Here is a 14808-nt window from a genome sequence, read left to right as displayed (position 1 = left end):
GGCCCCGGTTCGGCGCACGGCCGGCTTCGCGGATGCGAAGGTCGACCGCGCCCCTCGGCGCCGGGCAGGCGTCGATGGAAAACCGATGCGCGCGATGTTGTGTCGCGAGGCGCGGCCGGACCCGCCATGGGCCGATCCGCTGCCCCGTCTTCCCCTTACTGCTGCTGCGCGTGCTGGCGCAGCCTGCCTATGGTCGTCGTGTCAACTGGCCAAGCCTCTTCCTCCGGCGCGAACCGCGCGCGCAAATAGTCGATCAAATCGCCGATCTGCCTGTCGTCCAGGCTGTTGCCGAACGCCGGCATGTAGCCCAGGGCATCGTCGGCCGGGGCCTGGATGCCGTGGAGGATCACCTGGATCAGGTTGTCCGGCGATGCGGCGTGCAGATTGGTGTTCTGGCCCAGCAGGGGCTTGACCCCGAACAGGGTCGGCCCGCTGCCGGCTTCATGGCAGACGGCGCAGGCGTTCTGGTAGATGCGTTCGCCGCTGGCGCGGCGCAGCGTGATGGCCTCGCTGACGGCCGCGGGCGCGGGGACCGCGTTGATGGCGGTGGCGGCGGTTGCGGTCGTGACCGCCGGGGCGGCGACGACGCTGGCCGACGTGGCGGCGCTTGCCGTGGCCGTGGCCGTGGCCGTCGCGCGCGCCGCCGACGGCGTCCGCCCCGGCACGGCCATCAGGTAGGTGACGATGGCCTTCAGGTCGCTGGCCGGCAGTTCGGCCAGCCCATGGATCACGGGCGCCATGGGGCCCGCGGCCACGCCATGGCGGGGCGAATAGCCGGTGCGCAGGTACTGGAACAGTTCCTCGCCCGACCAGGCCCGCTCGCCCGTGGCCAGACGGTTCAGCGCCGGCGCGTTCCAGCCCTCGGCCTGGCCGCCGGCCAGGTAGGCCAGACCGCCCTTCTCCGCGCCCAGCGCGTTGCGCGGCGAATGGCAGGCGGCGCAATGGCCCACGCCTTCCACCAGATACGCGCCGCGATTCCATTCGGCGTCCTGCGAGGGATCCGGCGTGAATGGCTTGGGATCGTGGAACAGCAGGTTCCAGCCGGCCAGCAGCGGCCGCAGGTTGAACGGAAAGCCCAGCTCGGTGCGCGGCGGCGTCGCGGCCACCGCGGGCTGCGACATCAGGTAGCCGTACAGCGCCTGCAGGTCGGCGTCGCTGAGCTTGGCATAGGCCGTGTACGGAAACGCCGGATACAACTGGCGGCCGTCCTGGTGGATACCGTGGCGCATGGCGCGTTCAAAGGCCGCGTATGACCAGCGGCCGATGCCGGTCTGCGCATCCGGGGTGATATTGGTGGAATAGATCACGCCGAACGGCGTCTCCAGCGCCAGGCCGCCGGCGTTGCGCGCGCCGCCCGGCGCGGTGTGGCAGGCCACGCAGTCGCCGGCCGCCGCCACCAGCCGGCCGCGCTCGATTGCCTGCGCCGAATACAAAGAAGCGTCGGGCCCGGCCGTCAGCGGCAGCGCCGGCTTCAGCGGCCACAACGCGGTGGCCATGGCCGCCAGTCCGGCCGCGCCGGCCGCCAGCCAGCCCCAGCCGCGGCGCAATGCGCCCTTCCCGCCGGCCGCGCGCCGGTCCGCCAGCGCCAGCCGCAACTGGCCGGCGTCAAACGGCGCCTGCCGCAGGCGCACGCCGGTGGCGTCCTGGATGGCGTTGGCGATGGCGGCGGCGGCGGGCAGCGTCAGCACGCCATCCACATCCAGACGTCCTTCACGCAATGGGCCGGGCACGTCCGGCGCCGCGATGGCGACCGCATCCGAGCCCGCGGTCGACGGCATCGGTTCGGCGCCGCGCCAATCGTCGAACGCCGCCGGGCCGGCAATGAGGCGGCGGGCATCGGCCAGCCGCTCGGGTTGCTGGCGCGTGATGGCCAGGCGCGTGGTCGCGCCTTGCGCCGCGCGCAAGTCCTGGCTGTCGTGGCCGGCGACGACGCGCGTCACCTCGATGCGCCCGGTGGCGGGCTGGATCGCCACGTCGGCCACCCAGGCGCTCCAGACCATCTGCGCCGAACCATCCTCGGCCTCGCAGCGGACCTGCGCCGTGGCCAGGCCGGTGCCGCGCAGCAGGCCGTCGGCGGCCGACGTGGCCTCCTGCGCGGTGGCCGCCTGCGCCTGTTCCACCACCTGGCGCGCCAGTTCGCGGCCGCGATCATCGACCATGTGCCGCAGCCGCCAGCCCACCGGATCCTCGCCCGCCGCCAGCGCCCGCTCGTGCCACAGGCTTTCGCCGGCGAACACCTGGGCCGCGTTCAATTCGTCGATGCTGGCATGCGGCAGATCCCGCGATGCCGCCGGCGCCAGCACCGGGCTGTCGCCCTGCACCGTGGCCTGGCCGCAGGCCTGGGCGTGACCGGGCCGCGCCAGCAGGCGCGCCAGGCTGGGACGCACGGCCCAGGGGTGGCGCGAACGCAGCGCCGGCCCCGCCGCCAGGTCCGCTTCGCGCAGCGCCAGGGTGGTCGCGGCCGCCGGCCGGCAGGCCACGCACACGGGCCGCCCCACCGCCTCGGACAGCAGCGCGGCGTCCGCGGCGGCGTCCAGCAGATCGAGCGCGTGCGGCGGCAGGCCGGCCTCGGCCGCGCCCTGCGGCCAGTCGGCCAGGCGCACCGCATGCCCGGGACAGTCCATCAGCGCCGCCAGCTCGCGCCGCAGCCAGGCCTGCGCGGCGGCCGCCCGCGGCGGCAGCCACAGCGTCAGGCGGCCGTCCAGGCACCAAGCCGCGACACGCGCGCCGGACGCCGTTTCAGTAGATCGCCATAGATACTCACGCTGGTCGTCCGGATCCGCTTCCGAACGGATCACGGTTGCCTCGCGCGCAGGCGGGCCATCGCCGCGCCACACGGGCGCCATGCAGGCCAGCGCCTGCCGCGCATGCGCCGGCGTCACCGCCACCACGCCGACAAAGTGCTCCCGCCGCACTACGGCCACCACGCCCGCCTGGGCCCGCGCTTGCTCCAGGCTCACGCTCTCGAGCGCGCTGCCGCGATAGCGCGTGCCGTCCCAGCGGGCCGCGGGCGGGCACAGAGCCAGTCCATGCAGCAGATCGGACGGCGGCGCGATGGCGCCCGCCGAGGCCTCGGGCAGCAACGCGCTCATGCGCCAGCCCCTTCGCACCCGCGCGGCGCCGCCTCGGCCCGCAATTGCACCGCGCGCAACGCCGCCTGCATGATCTCGACATGCGTCCCGCAGCGGCACAGGTTGTGATGCAGCTCGCTGCGCAGCGCCTGCTCGGACGGCGCCGGGTCGCGGCGCAGCAGCGCCTCGACCGTCATGATCATGCCGTTCAGGCAATAGCCGCACTGCGCCGCCTGGCATTCGATGAAGGCGCGCTGCGTCGGCCCGGGCCGCTCGCGCGAACCCAGGCCTTCAAGCGTGGTGATCTCGCGCCCTTGCGCCGCCCTCACCGGAATCACACAGGACCGCGCCGCCACGCCGTCGATCAGCACCGTGCAGGCGCCGCACTCGCCCAGGCCGCAGCCGTACTTGGGCCCGTTCAGGGCCAGATCGTTGCGCAACACCAGCAGCAGCGAGGTCGCCGGCGGCGCCGCCACGCGCACGACGCTGCCGTTGACCTTCAGGCCGATCGGCTCGGCGGCGGGCGGGGTGTTGGCGGGATGTCCCATGGTGTGCGTGGCGAAGGTCTGGTGGATGAAGGACGGCGGGCGCGTCAGGCCGCCGCCTTGGCCTTCGGTTCGACCAGCGGCTCGCTGAACACGTCGTAGCCGAAACACCAGCTCGGGTCCTCATTGGTCCGCAGCCAGGTGTTGTCGTGCGAAATGCGCTGCACCTTGCTGGCGCGCTCGGCGCGGTTGGCTTCGTACAGCGCGAAAGCCAGTTCGTGATTATGCGCCCCGACTTCCTTGAAGCAACGCACCAGCATCGCGCCGTCCTCGATGGCCATGGCCGCGCCCTGCGCCATGTGCGGTTTCATGGGGTGGCAGGCGTCGCCCAGCAGCACCAGGCGGCCGCGGCTCCACAGCGGCAGCGGGTCGCGCTCCAGCAGCGACCACTTGGTGACCTCGACGGTGGCGTCGATCAGCGCCTGCACCGTGGGATGCCAGCCCTGGAAGGCTTCGCGCATTTCGTCCTTGCTGCTGGGCAGCCAGCGGTCGTTCAGGTCCCATTGCTCGACCGGCACGCCGGTCACGTAGTAGAGCTCGTCGGCCTTGCTGGTGACGAAGTACGTCATCATGTGGCGGTCATCGGTCCACCACTTCACGCAGGCGTCGAACGGCAGCATGCCGGCCTTGACCTCGGGCGTGGGGAACACCGCGCGGTGGGCCAGGTAGCCGGCGTACTTGGGAGGCTCGGGCCCCAGCAGGGCCTCGCGGATGTGGGAATTGACGCCGTCGGCGCCGATCACGATGTCGGCATGCTCGACGCTGCCGTCGGCAAAGCGCATCTCGACGTCGTTGCCGCGGTCGGTAACGCCGACCAGGTGCTTGGAATACGCCATCACGCGCTCGGGCAGCGCCTCGATCAGCAGGGCGTGGAAGTCGCCGCGGTGCACCGTCAGGTACGACGCGCCGTAGGTCTTGACGGCGTAGTCGCCCAGCGGAATCTGCGCCAGCACGTCGCCGGTCAGGCCGTGGCGGCTGTACCAGTAGTCGGGGTGCGACCCTTGGGCGTTGAGCGCGTCCTCGATGCCGATGCGGCGCAGGATCTTCATGACGTTGGGACCGACGTGGATACCGGCGCCCAGCCGCGAAAAACTCGGCGCCTGTTCGTACACGCGCACGTCGAAGCCTTCCTGCAGCAGGAGCGAGGCGGTGGCGGCGCCACCGAGGCCGGCGCCGATCACGGCGATGCGGGGGGATTTAGACAAGAGGCTCTCCTACTTTTCTATGCATACACTCTATTTTTTCCAGATGGAAAACCGCACCATCGTGGATCCGAAACTGTTCGCCTGCGTCCAAAACAGTGCATTTTTATGCACATATAGGTAAAAACCACTATGAACATCGGCTTTGCGATTCACCTCGCTGTTTGCAAGAATAGAGCGTCTACACTGTTTTTTTAATTTATCGAAAACCCTAAGATGGATCCGCGCTTCACGTCATCACGCTCGATCCGCGCCCTGCGCGGCGCAAGCAATGACCGCCGGATCCCGTCCTGGCATCGACCCACCCGGAGCACGGCATGAGCCAACCATCCAGCACCTTCCTGTACGGCGCCAACGTCCACGCCAACGGCATCCGCCAGCACTACCTGCGCTACGGCGGCGCGGACGGCGCGCGCGCCGAACGCGACGCGCTCATCCTGATCCCTGGCATCACCAGCCCGGCGGTCACCTGGGGCTTCGTGGCCGAGCGCCTGGGCCAGAGCTACGACACCTATGTGCTGGACGTGCGCGGCCGCGGCCTGTCCAGCGCCGACCCCGGCCTGGACTACAGCCTGGACGCGCAGGCCGCCGACGTGCTTGCCCTGGCGCAGGCGCTCGGCCTGCAGCGCTACGCCCTGATGGGCCATTCCATGGGCGGACGCATCGCGGTGCGCGCGGCACGCAGCCAGCCGGCCGGCCTGACGCGGCTGGTCATCGTCGACCCGCCCGTCTCCGGCCCGGGCCGCCGCCCCTACCCCGCCAAGCTGGCCTGGTACGTCGACTCGATCCGCCAGGCCACGCACGGCATGGACGCCGAGGCCATGCGCGCCTTCTGCCCCACCTGGACCGAGGAACAGCGGCGCCTGCGCGCGCAATGGCTGCACACCTGCCACGAGCCCGCCATCGTGCGCAGCTTCGAGGACTTCGGCCGCGACGACATCCATGCCGACCTGCCGCGGGTGCGCGTGCCGCAGTTGCTGATGACCGCCGAGAACGGCGGCGTGGTCGGCGACGAGGACGTGGCCGAATGGCAAGGCCTGGCGCCCGACACCCTGCACCGGCGCGTGCCCGCCGCCGGCCACATGATCCCGTGGGATAACGAGGCCGGCTTCCACGAGGCGCTGGGCGACTTTCTCGAGCCGCGCGGCTGAATCCCCTTTTCCCCCTTACCGGACAGGAGTCCGCCATGCCCGTCAGCGACATCGACCTGATCCGCGCCTGGAAACAGGTGCTCACGCTTTCCCGCCTCGAAGCCGGCCAGACCGTGACCGTGCTCACCGGCGCCGACACCCATCCGCAGACGCTGCGCTGCGCCATCGCCGCCGCCGGCGACATGGGAGCGCGCGTCAACCGCCTGGATCTGCCGCCGGTCAACGGCGAGAAATCCCTCAGCCGCGACTCGCTGGCCTACCTGGGCACCACGCCGCTGACCGGCAACCCCGCCGCCATCGCCGCGCTCAAGGCCAGCGACCTGGTGCTGGACCTGATGACGCTGCTGTTCTCGCCCGAGCAGCACGAGATCCTGCAGGGCGGCACCAAGATCCTGCTGGCGGTCGAGCCGCCCGAGATCCTGTGCCGCCTGGTGCCGACCGAGGCCGACCGCGCCCGCGTGCGCGCGGCCGCCGCGCAAATCGCCGAGGCGAGCCAGATGCGCATCACCTCCCGGGCCGGCACCGACCTGCAATGCCGCCTGGGCAGCTTTCCGGCGATCTCCGAATACGGCTTCGTCGACGAGCCGGGGCGCTGGGACCACTGGCCCAGCGGCTTCGTGCTGACCTGGCCCGACGAAGGCCACAGCAACGGCCAGGTGGTGCTGGACCGCGGCGACATCCTGCTGCCGATGAAGGACTACGTCACCGACCCGATCACCCTCACCGTGGAACGCGGCTACGTCACCCGCATCCAGGGCGGCCTGCAAGCCGAGGTGCTGCGCGACTACATGGCTTCGTATGAAGACCCGGAAGCGTACGCCGTCTCGCACATCGGCTGGGGCCTGCAGCCGCGCGCGCACTGGTCGATGCTGGGCCACTACGGCAAGGAGACCCACATCGGCATGGACGCCCGCGCCTTCGAGGGCAACTTCCTCTGGTCCATGGGGCCGAACAACGAGGCCGGCGGCCAACGCACCACCGCCTGCCACATCGACATCCCGATGCGCCATTGCACCGTGACGCTGGATGATCGCGCCGTCGTCATCGACGGCGTGGTGCAGGACGAACCCGGGCTGGCGCGCGCCGCCCGCCGCAAGGAGCTGGCATGACCACCACCGTTCCCGCCGGGGATATCTCGGCCTATGCCCGCCAGGGCTTCGGCACGCCGCTGCCGCTGAAGGCGCCGTTCGGCCTGCTCATCATCGATTTCGTCAATGGCTTCGCCGACCCCGCCGTGTTCGGCGGCGGCAACATCCCGCAGGCCATCGAGCGCACCCGCGCCTTGCTGGCGCATGCGCGCGAACAGGGCTGGCCGGTGGCGCACAGCCGCATCGTGTTCTCGGATGACGATGCCGACAGCAACATCTTCTGCCTGAAGGTGCCGGGCATGCTGACCCTGAAGGAAGACAGCCACAACAGCGCCATCGTGCCGCAACTGGCGCCCGCGCCCGGCGAGTACGTGGTGCGCAAAAGCACGCCGTCGGCGTTCTACGGCACCATGCTGGCGCCGTGGCTGGCGCAGCGCGGCGTGCAGACGCTGGTGGTGGCCGGCTGCGTCACCAGCGGCTGCGTGCGCGCCAGCGTGGTCGACGCCATGCAGGCCGGCTTCCGGCCGCTGGTGGTGGCCGACTGCTGCGGCGACCGCGCGCTCGGACCGCACGAGGCCAACCTGTTCGACATGGCGCAGAAGTACGCCGCCGTCATGCCGCTGGAGCAGGCCCTGGCCGACATCGGCGCGCTGGCGGCATAATCCTTGATCGGCCCGGATCGCCTTCGCCCATGAACCTGCCCCATCCCCGCGCGCTGCACGACGCGCTGCTGAGCCACCCCGGCGCGCTGCTGGTCGTGCGCGCGCCGACCGCGCCGCCTCGTCCGGCGCCCGGGCAGCCGGGTGTCGTTTCGGATTACGTGCAGGACACGCCCGAGGTCTTCGTGGCGGTGCTGGCCGATGATGCCGCGCCGGGCGGCTGGCGCGCGCTGGCCTTCAACGGTCACGTCGACCTGGGCACTGGCATCCGCACCGCGCTGGCGCAGATCGTGGCCGAGGAACTGCACGTGCCGATGGCGCGGCTGGAAATGGTGCTGGGCCACACCAACGCCACCCCCAACCAGGGGCCCACCATCGCCAGCGCCAGCATCCAGATCTCGGCCGCGCCGTTGCGCCGCGCCGCCGCCCAGGCGCGCGAGCGCCTGCTGGCGCGGGCCGCGCGGCAATGGGGCGTGGCGGCGGACACGCTGCGCCTGCGCGACGGCGTCGTGCGTCCCGCCGATGCGGGCGACGAACGCGCCCTGCACTACGGTCAACTGGTGCAGGGCCAGCACACCCGGCTCGAGCTGGCCACCGATGACTCCCAGGTGCGGCTCAAGCCGGCCCGCGACTACACCGTGGTCGGCAGCGCGGTCGCGCGCGTCGACATTCCGGCCAAGGCCACCGGCGAACTGAGCTTCGTGCACGACGTGCGCGTGCCCGGCATGCGCCACGGCCGCGTGGTGCGCCCGCCGCACCCCGGCCGCGACGCCGGCGACTTCATTGGCCGCTGCCTGATCAGCGTCGACAGCGATTCCGTCGCGCACCTGCCGGGCCGCATCCAGGTGGTGGTGCAAGGCGATTTCATCGGCGTGGTGGCCGACCGCGAGGAACAGGCCGAAGCCGCCATGCGCGCGCTCAAGGTGCGCTGGAAGCCGGTGCCGCCCGCGCCCGCGCTCGACGACCTGGCCAGCGCCATCCGCGCCAACCCCGCGCGCCGCCGCCTGCTGCTGGAGGAAGGCGACGTCGAGGCCGCCTGTGCCGCCGCCCCCGTGCACCTGCGCCGCACCTACGTCTGGCCCTACCAGATGCACGCGTCCATCGGGCCCTCATGCGCGGTGGCCGACCATCGCGACGGCCGCCTCACCGTGTGGGCCGGCACGCAGAATCCGCACATGCTGCGCGCCGACCTGAACCGCCTGCTCAAGCTGGGCGAGGACCGCATCGAGATCATCCGCATGGAGGCCGCCGGCTGCTATGGCCGCAACTGCGCCGACGACGTCTGCGCCGACGCCGCGCTGCTGTCGGCCGCCGTCGGCGCGCCGGTGCGGGTGCAACTGATGCGCGACCAGGAACACCAGTGGGAACCCAAGGGCACGGGCCAACTCATGGACGTGGCCGCCGCGCTGGACGACGAGGGCCAACTGCTGGCCTATGATTTCGAGGTGCGCTATCCGTCCAACGACGCGCCGCTGCTGGCGCTGCTGCTGACCGGCGCCGTGCCGGGCGAGCCGCGCGTGCTGGAAATGGGCGACCGCACCGCGGTGCCGCCCTACCGCTATGCCAGCCGCCGCATCGTCTGCCACGACACCGCGCCGCTGGTGCGCGCCTCGTGGCTGCGCGGCGTCTCGGCGCTGCCCAGCTCGTTCGCGCACGACTGCATGATCGACGAGCTGGCCGAGGCGGCCGGGGCCGACCCGGTCGCGTTCCGGCTCAGGCACCTGGACGACACGCGCGCCATCGCGCTGCTGGAGGCGACCGCGGCGCGCGCCGGCTGGCGTGAACGAACGCCCGGCAGCCGCGGCACGCCCGATGCCGACGGCCGCCTGCATGGCCGTGGCGTGGCCTACGCGCGCTACGTGCACAGCAAGTTCCCCGGCTTCGGCGCCGCCTGGGCCGCCTGGATCATCGATCTGAGCGTGGACCCCGTCAGCGGCCGCATCATCCTCTCGCGCGTGGTCGTCGGCCAGGACACCGGCATGATCGTCAACCCCGATGGCGTGCGCCACCAGATCCATGGCAACATCAACCAGACCCTGAGCCGCTGCCTGCTCGAGCGCGTGCAGTTCGACGCGGCCGGCGTGGCCAGCCGCGAATGGGGCGGCTATCCCATCATCGGTTTCAAGGACCTGCCGCCCATCGACGTGCTGCTCATGCCACGCCAGGACCAGCCGCCCATGGGCGCCGGCGAATCCGCCTCGGTCCCCGGCCCGGCGGCCATCGCCAACGCCCTGTTCGACGCCACCGGCAGGCGCTTCCATCAGGCGCCCTTCACGCCCGACGTGGTGCGCGCCGTCCTCGCCCATCCAGACCGCTCCCCGAGGTCCGCATGATTGATATCGACACCTTGGTCCTGCAGCAGGCCGCGCAATGGCAGTGTGACGGCGTGCCGGCGTGGCTCGTCACCGTGGCGCGCACGTGGGGCTCGGCGCCGCGGCCGCCGGGCGCGCTGATGGCCCTGAACGCCCGCGGCGAGGTCGCCGGCTCGGTGTCCGGCGGCTGCATCGAGGACGATCTGGTGGCGCGCGTGCGCGCCGGCGCGGCCCCGGCGGCGCGGCCCGAGGTGCTGCGCTACGGCGTGCACGCCGACCAGGCGCGCCAGTTCGGCCTGCCCTGTGGCGGCACCCTGGAATTGGTGATGGAGGCCATCGGCCCCGCCAGCCAGTTGCCGGCGCTGCGCGATCACTGCCTGCGCCGCGACTGCATCGAGCGCGAGCTGGACCTGGCCACCGGCGCCGCCAGCCTGCGCCCCGGCCCCGCCGACGGCCTGCCGCGCCTGACGGCCGCCACCTTCACCTCGCATTTCGGCCCGTCGGTGCGGCTGATCGTGATCGGCGCCGGCGACACCAGCGCCTACCTGTGCCAGATCGCGCTGACGCTGGGCTTCGAGGTCATCGTGTGCGATCCGCGCGATACCCAGTCGCCAGCCTGGACGATGCCGGGCGCGGTTCACAGCCGCGAGATGCCCGACGACCTGATCCTGCGCCTGCGGCCCGACCGCCGCACCGCCGTCATCGCGCTGAGCCACGATCCCAAGCTCGACGACCTGGCGTTGATCGACGCCTTGCAGTCGCAAGCGTTCTACGTCGGCGCGATCGGCTCGCGCCGCAACAGCGACGCGCGCCGGGCGCGGCTGCGCGAGCATTTCGACTTGAGCGCCCCCGACCTGGCGCGATTGCGCGGCCCCGCCGGCGTTTACATCGGCAGCAAGACGCCCGCCGAGATCGCGCTCTCCATCATGGCCGAGATCGTCGCCGCCAAGAACGGCGTGGCGCACGGCGCGCTCGACAGCGTGGCCGCCGGCAAGACGCGCGACGGCGTCCGGATGGCCCCCGTCGACCTGGCCGGCGCCTGCTCCACCTGATCGCGTCATGCCCGCCCCGATCGCCGCCATCATCCTCGCCGCCGGGCGGGGATCGCGGCTGGGCGGCCGCGCCAAGCCGGCGCTGCGCATCGACGGGGTGAGCCTGCTGGAACGGCTGGCCCGCAGCCTGCGCGAGGCGGGCGTCGCGCCGGTGCGCGTCGTCATCGGCCCCTACGCGGACGTCCTGGCGCCGCTGGCGCGACGCGCCGCGATCACGCCGCTGGCTCAGGCGCGGCCGGACGCCACGCTCGCCGACTCGCAGCGCCTGGCGCTGCGCGAACACGCCCGCGCCCATCCCGACCATGACCTGCTGCTGGTGCTGGCCGACCTGCCCCTGCTCGACGCGAGCGCCATCGCCGACCTGCTGGCGCAATGGCGCGCCTGCGCGCCGGGCACCGACAGCCTGCGTCCGCGCATCGCCGGCGCGCCCGGCCATCCGCTGCTGCTGTCGGCCGCCGCGGCGCGCGCCGCCGACGCGCTGCCGGCCGGCGTCGGCTTGCGCCAATGGCTGGACCCGCGCAGCGGGCGCCATGCCGTCTTCGACAGCGCCAACCGCGCCTACGTCACCGACCTGGACACGCCCGCCGACCTGGCGGCGCTGCGCGACGCGCTGGCGCCCGCGCGCGTCGACTGGCCGCCCGAAACGGTCTGACGCCGCCCGCCGCCGCGCCTCAGGCCACGCTGCGCATGGCCTGGTCCATGTCGGCGATGAGGTCTTCCTCGTGCTCCAGGCCAATGGAAATGCGGATCAGCCCTTCGGACACCCCCGCCGCGTCGCGCTCGGCCGCCGGCACGCCCGAGTGGGTGGTCGAGGCCGGATGGCACACCAGCGATTCGGTGCCGCCCAGGCTCACCGCCGACTTGAACAGCCGCAGCGCATTGATGAAGCGGAACGCCTTGGCGCGGCCGCCGTCGAGCACGAAGGCGAAGGTCGAGCCCGGGCCGGCGCACTGGCGCTTGTAGACCGCCTGATAGGTTTCGTCGGCGATGGTCTCGGGGTGATAGATGCGCACCTTCTCGTGCGGATTGCCGGCCAGCCACTGCGCCACGCGGGTGGCGCTGCGCGCGGCCTGCTTCATGCGCAGCACCACGGTCTCCATCGAGCGCGTGATCATCCAGCACGAATGCGGATCGAGCTGCGAGCCGAAGGCGCTGCGAATGGCCCGCACCTTCTTGATCAGGTCCTTGGCGCCAGTGACCGCGCCAGCCACCAGGTCGCTGTGGCCGCCCACGTACTTGGTCAGCGAATACACGCACAGGTCCACGCCATGCTCGGCCGGCTTCTGGAAGATCGGGCCCAGCAGCGTGTTGTCGCACACCGATATCGGGCGGTAGCCGTGGCGCGCGGCGAACGCGTCGAGCTCGGCCTTCATGGCCTGGAAGTCGATCAGCGCGTTGGTCGGATTGGCCGGCGTTTCCACGTAGAACAGCTTGACCGGCCCCTTGGCCGCGGCCGCTTCCAGCGCCTCGCGCATGCTCTGCGCCGACAGGCCGTCGTGGATCGGGTGCGAGCCGATGCCCCATTCCGGGAAGATCTTCGCGATCAACGTCTCGGTGCCGCCATACAGCGGCACCGACTGCACCAGTTGGTCGCCCGGGCGCAGGAACGCCAGGAACACCGCGCTGATCGCCGACATGCCGCTGGAGGTCACCGCGGCATCCTCCGAGCCGTCCAGCAGCGACAAGCGGTCTTCGACGATTTCCAGGTTGGGATGATTGAAGCGGCTGTAAACCAGCCCGGCCGACTCGCCCTGCGGCAGCGGCTTGCGGCCCGACACCAGGTCGAAGAACTCGGCGCCGTCCTCGGCCGAACGGAAGGCGAAGGTCGAGGTGAGGAACACCGGCGGCTTGACCGCGCCCTCGGACAGGAACGGATCGAAGCCGTACGACATCATCTGCGTTTCGGCGTGCAGCGGACGGCCGGAGATGTCTTTCTTGTGATAGCTGGAATAACTCATGGCGTGCCTCTCGATGGGGGAAGTGCGGCCTACCTGACGGCGATATCACGGATTCGGACACGATAGCGCCGCCGGCCAGGGCATGCAGCGAGTATGGGCGCGTCCGGCCACAATATTCTTTCCATTTCTGCTTCAGGAATCGGATAATGGGAAATATCGTTTCCCACAGCATTGAAACCATGAAAGAGACTGCCTTGTTACATCAACTTGACGCGATCGATTGGAAAATCATGAAAATCCTTCAAGAAGATGGCCGCCTCTCCAACGCCGAACTGGCCGAGCGCGTGTCGCTGTCGGCCTCGCCCTGCTGGAAGCGCCTCAAGCGCCTGGAAAGTTCGGGCGTCATCCGCGGCTACCAGGCCAACCTCGACCGCCGCGCGCTCGGCATGGGCGTGGTGGCGTTCGTCAGCATCTCGCTGGACAACCACACCGAGAAAACCTGCCACGCGTTCGAGGCGGCGGTGGCCGCCATGCCCGAAGTGCTGGCCTGCCACAACACCACCGGCCAGCACGACTACCTGCTGCACATCGTGGCGCGCGACTTCGACGCCTATTCCGAATTCGTGCGCAACCGGCTGCGCACGCTGCCCGGCGTGAAGGAACTGCTCAGCACGCTGTCGATGCACGAAGTGAAGTCGTCGACCAAGCTGCACCTGTGATGCGGATCCGCGGTCGAGAAACCCCAATCGCAAGGCGTGTCAGGAAGCGTCGGGCGTATCCGCGGCGGACGGCATCGGTCCCTGCACCACGCGGTTGCGGCCCTGGTTCTTGGCCTGATAGAGGCCGCGATCGGCCACCTGGATCAGGTCGGTGCACGGCTGGTCGGCGGCCGGCACGGCGGTGGCGGTGCCGATGCTGACGGTCAACCAGGGGCCGCCGTTGGTGTCCTTCTGCGGAATCTGCATGGCCTCGACGGCGCGGCGCAGCTTCTCGGCGGCCAGGCGCGCGCTGCCCGCCGGCGTGCCCGGCAGCACCAGCGCGAACTCCTCGCCGCCAAACCGCGCGGCCAGGTCGGTGGAGCGGTCGCAACTGGCGAAGATGGTGTTGGCCACGCGCTTGAGCGCCTCGTCGCCGGCGATGTGGCCATAGGTGTCGTTGTAGGACTTGAAATGGTCCACGTCGATCATCAGCATGCTGATTTCACGGCCATCGCGGCGCGCGCGCAGCCATTCGGCGTTGAGGTATTCGTCGAAATAGCGGCGGTTGCCCAGCCCGGTCAGGCCGTCGGAATTGGTCAGGCGGCGCAGCTCCATATTGCTTTCCAGCAACTGCTGCTGGCTCTGGCGCAGCGCCTGGTAGGCTTCGTCGCGCTGCACCAGCGCCAGGTACGAGCGCGAGTGGTAGCGGATGCGCGCGACCAGTTCGATCGAATCGGGCAGCTTCACCAGGTAGTCGTTGGCGCCGGCGGCGAAGGCCGCGCTCTTGATGGCCGGATCTTCCTTGGTCGACAGCACGATGATGGGAATGTCGCGCGTGACCGGATGGTTGCGGTATTCCTGCACCAGGCTCAGGCCGTCCACGCCCGGCAGCACCAGATCCTGCAGGATCACGGTGGGCCGCGTCTGCACCGCGACGGTCAGCGCCTTGTACGGATCCGAGCAATAGTGGAAGTCGATGTTGCCCTCCATCGCCAGGGCCCGGCGGATGGCCTCGCCAACCATGACCTGATCGTCCACCAACAGCACCATGGCCGCGTGCGAGTTCAGGTCGGCCGAGGCCGGGCTGTCAATGGGAGGGTGCATAGCGTCTTCCTTGATTTCTACTTTGTCC

The 14808-nt window shown here is 70.8% G+C and carries 12 protein-coding genes; 7 read left to right on the top strand and 5 right to left on the bottom strand.

Annotated elements, in window-relative coordinates; translation table 11 throughout:
* Positions 1–155: 155 nt before the first annotated feature.
* The 3 genes from SB816_RS11570 to SB816_RS11560 are packed head-to-tail and all read right to left on the bottom strand — an operon-like array spanning position 156 to position 4821.
* Complete coding sequence (locus SB816_RS11570) at positions 156–3092, bottom strand: c-type cytochrome (protein WP_410547006.1); 2937 nt, start codon at positions 3090–3092, stop codon at positions 156–158.
* On the bottom strand, positions 3089–3619 hold the full coding sequence (locus tag SB816_RS11565) for a (2Fe-2S)-binding protein (RefSeq protein WP_175166887.1): 531 nt from the start codon (positions 3617–3619) through the stop codon (positions 3089–3091). The genes SB816_RS11570 and SB816_RS11565 overlap by 4 nt, the downstream gene beginning before the upstream one ends.
* Before the next feature lie 44 nt (positions 3620–3663).
* The gene (locus SB816_RS11560; protein ID WP_064528902.1) at positions 3664–4821 is read right to left on the bottom strand and encodes an FAD-dependent monooxygenase; all 1158 of its coding nucleotides are present in this window, start codon (positions 4819–4821) and stop codon (positions 3664–3666) included.
* A 314-nt stretch (positions 4822–5135) separates the two neighbouring features.
* Between SB816_RS11560 and SB816_RS11555 the strand changes: the two genes are divergently transcribed.
* Genes SB816_RS11555 through SB816_RS11530 form a run of 6 tightly spaced genes read left to right on the top strand, consistent with a single transcriptional unit; the run spans position 5136 to position 11732 of the window.
* Positions 5136–5969 carry an alpha/beta fold hydrolase gene (locus SB816_RS11555; protein WP_410547005.1) on the top strand — a complete coding sequence of 278 codons (834 nt, stop codon included), beginning with the start codon at positions 5136–5138 and terminating at the stop codon, positions 5967–5969.
* Between the two features lie 35 nt (positions 5970–6004).
* On the top strand, positions 6005–7078 hold the full coding sequence (locus tag SB816_RS11550; protein ID WP_054502377.1) for a 2,5-dihydroxypyridine 5,6-dioxygenase: 1074 nt from the start codon (positions 6005–6007) through the stop codon (positions 7076–7078).
* Positions 7075–7719 (top strand): isochorismatase family protein, encoded by a 645-nt coding sequence (locus SB816_RS11545; protein ID WP_054434741.1) that lies wholly within the window; start codon positions 7075–7077, stop codon positions 7717–7719. The genes SB816_RS11550 and SB816_RS11545 overlap by 4 nt, the downstream gene beginning before the upstream one ends.
* A 29-nt stretch (positions 7720–7748) precedes the next feature.
* Entirely contained in the window at positions 7749–10049 is a 2301-nt protein-coding gene (locus SB816_RS11540) for a molybdopterin cofactor-binding domain-containing protein (RefSeq protein ID WP_410547004.1), read from the top strand.
* Entirely contained in the window at positions 10046–11080 is a 1035-nt protein-coding gene (locus SB816_RS11535) for an XdhC family protein (protein WP_410547003.1), read from the top strand. Before SB816_RS11540 ends, SB816_RS11535 begins: the two co-directional genes overlap by 4 nt.
* Positions 11081–11087: 7 nt before the next feature.
* Positions 11088–11732: an NTP transferase domain-containing protein gene (locus tag SB816_RS11530; RefSeq protein ID WP_395756612.1), complete on the top strand. Its 645-nt coding sequence runs from the start codon at positions 11088–11090 to the stop codon at positions 11730–11732.
* Positions 11733–11751: 19 nt separating this feature from the next.
* Here SB816_RS11530 and SB816_RS11525 read toward each other — a convergent pair whose 3' ends face one another.
* On the bottom strand, positions 11752–13038 hold the full coding sequence (locus tag SB816_RS11525) for a cystathionine gamma-synthase family protein (protein WP_395756613.1): 1287 nt from the start codon (positions 13036–13038) through the stop codon (positions 11752–11754).
* Positions 13039–13217: 179 nt separating this feature from the next.
* On the opposite strand from SB816_RS11525, the gene SB816_RS11520 reads away from it, so the two are divergent.
* A complete protein-coding gene (locus tag SB816_RS11520; RefSeq protein WP_410547002.1) occupies positions 13218–13697 on the top strand; it encodes an Lrp/AsnC family transcriptional regulator in 480 nt (159 codons plus the stop codon).
* Positions 13698–13736: 39 nt separating this feature from the next.
* On the opposite strand, the gene SB816_RS11515 is transcribed toward SB816_RS11520, so the two are convergent.
* Positions 13737–14780: a PleD family two-component system response regulator gene (locus SB816_RS11515; RefSeq protein WP_054502370.1), complete on the bottom strand. Its 1044-nt coding sequence runs from the start codon at positions 14778–14780 to the stop codon at positions 13737–13739.
* Between the last annotated feature and the right edge of the window lie 28 nt (positions 14781–14808).

The sequence above is a fragment of the Achromobacter sp. SIMBA_011 genome, from assembly GCF_046535435.1.
GTDB lineage: Bacteria > Pseudomonadota > Gammaproteobacteria > Burkholderiales > Burkholderiaceae_B > Achromobacter > Achromobacter dolens.
This window is presented reverse-complemented; position numbering and strand designations above follow the sequence as displayed.

Excerpts from the sequence above, each read along its gene's own strand:
- SB816_RS11570 (WP_410547006.1), bottom strand. The coding sequence starts at position 3,092 with ATGAGCGCGTTGCTGCCCGAGGCCTCGGCGGGCGCCATCGCGCCGCCG.
- SB816_RS11565 (WP_175166887.1), bottom strand. The coding sequence starts at position 3,619 with ATGGGACATCCCGCCAACACCCCGCCCGCCGCCGAGCCGATCGGCCTG.
- SB816_RS11555 (WP_410547005.1), top strand. The coding sequence starts at position 5,136 with ATGAGCCAACCATCCAGCACCTTCCTGTACGGCGCCAACGTCCACGCC.
- SB816_RS11550 (WP_054502377.1), top strand. The coding sequence starts at position 6,005 with ATGCCCGTCAGCGACATCGACCTGATCCGCGCCTGGAAACAGGTGCTC.
- SB816_RS11545 (WP_054434741.1), top strand. The coding sequence starts at position 7,075 with ATGACCACCACCGTTCCCGCCGGGGATATCTCGGCCTATGCCCGCCAG.
- SB816_RS11540 (WP_410547004.1), top strand. The coding sequence starts at position 7,749 with ATGAACCTGCCCCATCCCCGCGCGCTGCACGACGCGCTGCTGAGCCAC.
- SB816_RS11535 (WP_410547003.1), top strand. The coding sequence starts at position 10,046 with ATGATTGATATCGACACCTTGGTCCTGCAGCAGGCCGCGCAATGGCAG.
- SB816_RS11530 (WP_395756612.1), top strand. The coding sequence starts at position 11,088 with ATGCCCGCCCCGATCGCCGCCATCATCCTCGCCGCCGGGCGGGGATCG.
- SB816_RS11525 (WP_395756613.1), bottom strand. The coding sequence starts at position 13,038 with ATGAGTTATTCCAGCTATCACAAGAAAGACATCTCCGGCCGTCCGCTG.
- SB816_RS11520 (WP_410547002.1), top strand. The coding sequence starts at position 13,218 with ATGAAAGAGACTGCCTTGTTACATCAACTTGACGCGATCGATTGGAAA.
- SB816_RS11515 (WP_054502370.1), bottom strand. The coding sequence starts at position 14,780 with ATGCACCCTCCCATTGACAGCCCGGCCTCGGCCGACCTGAACTCGCAC.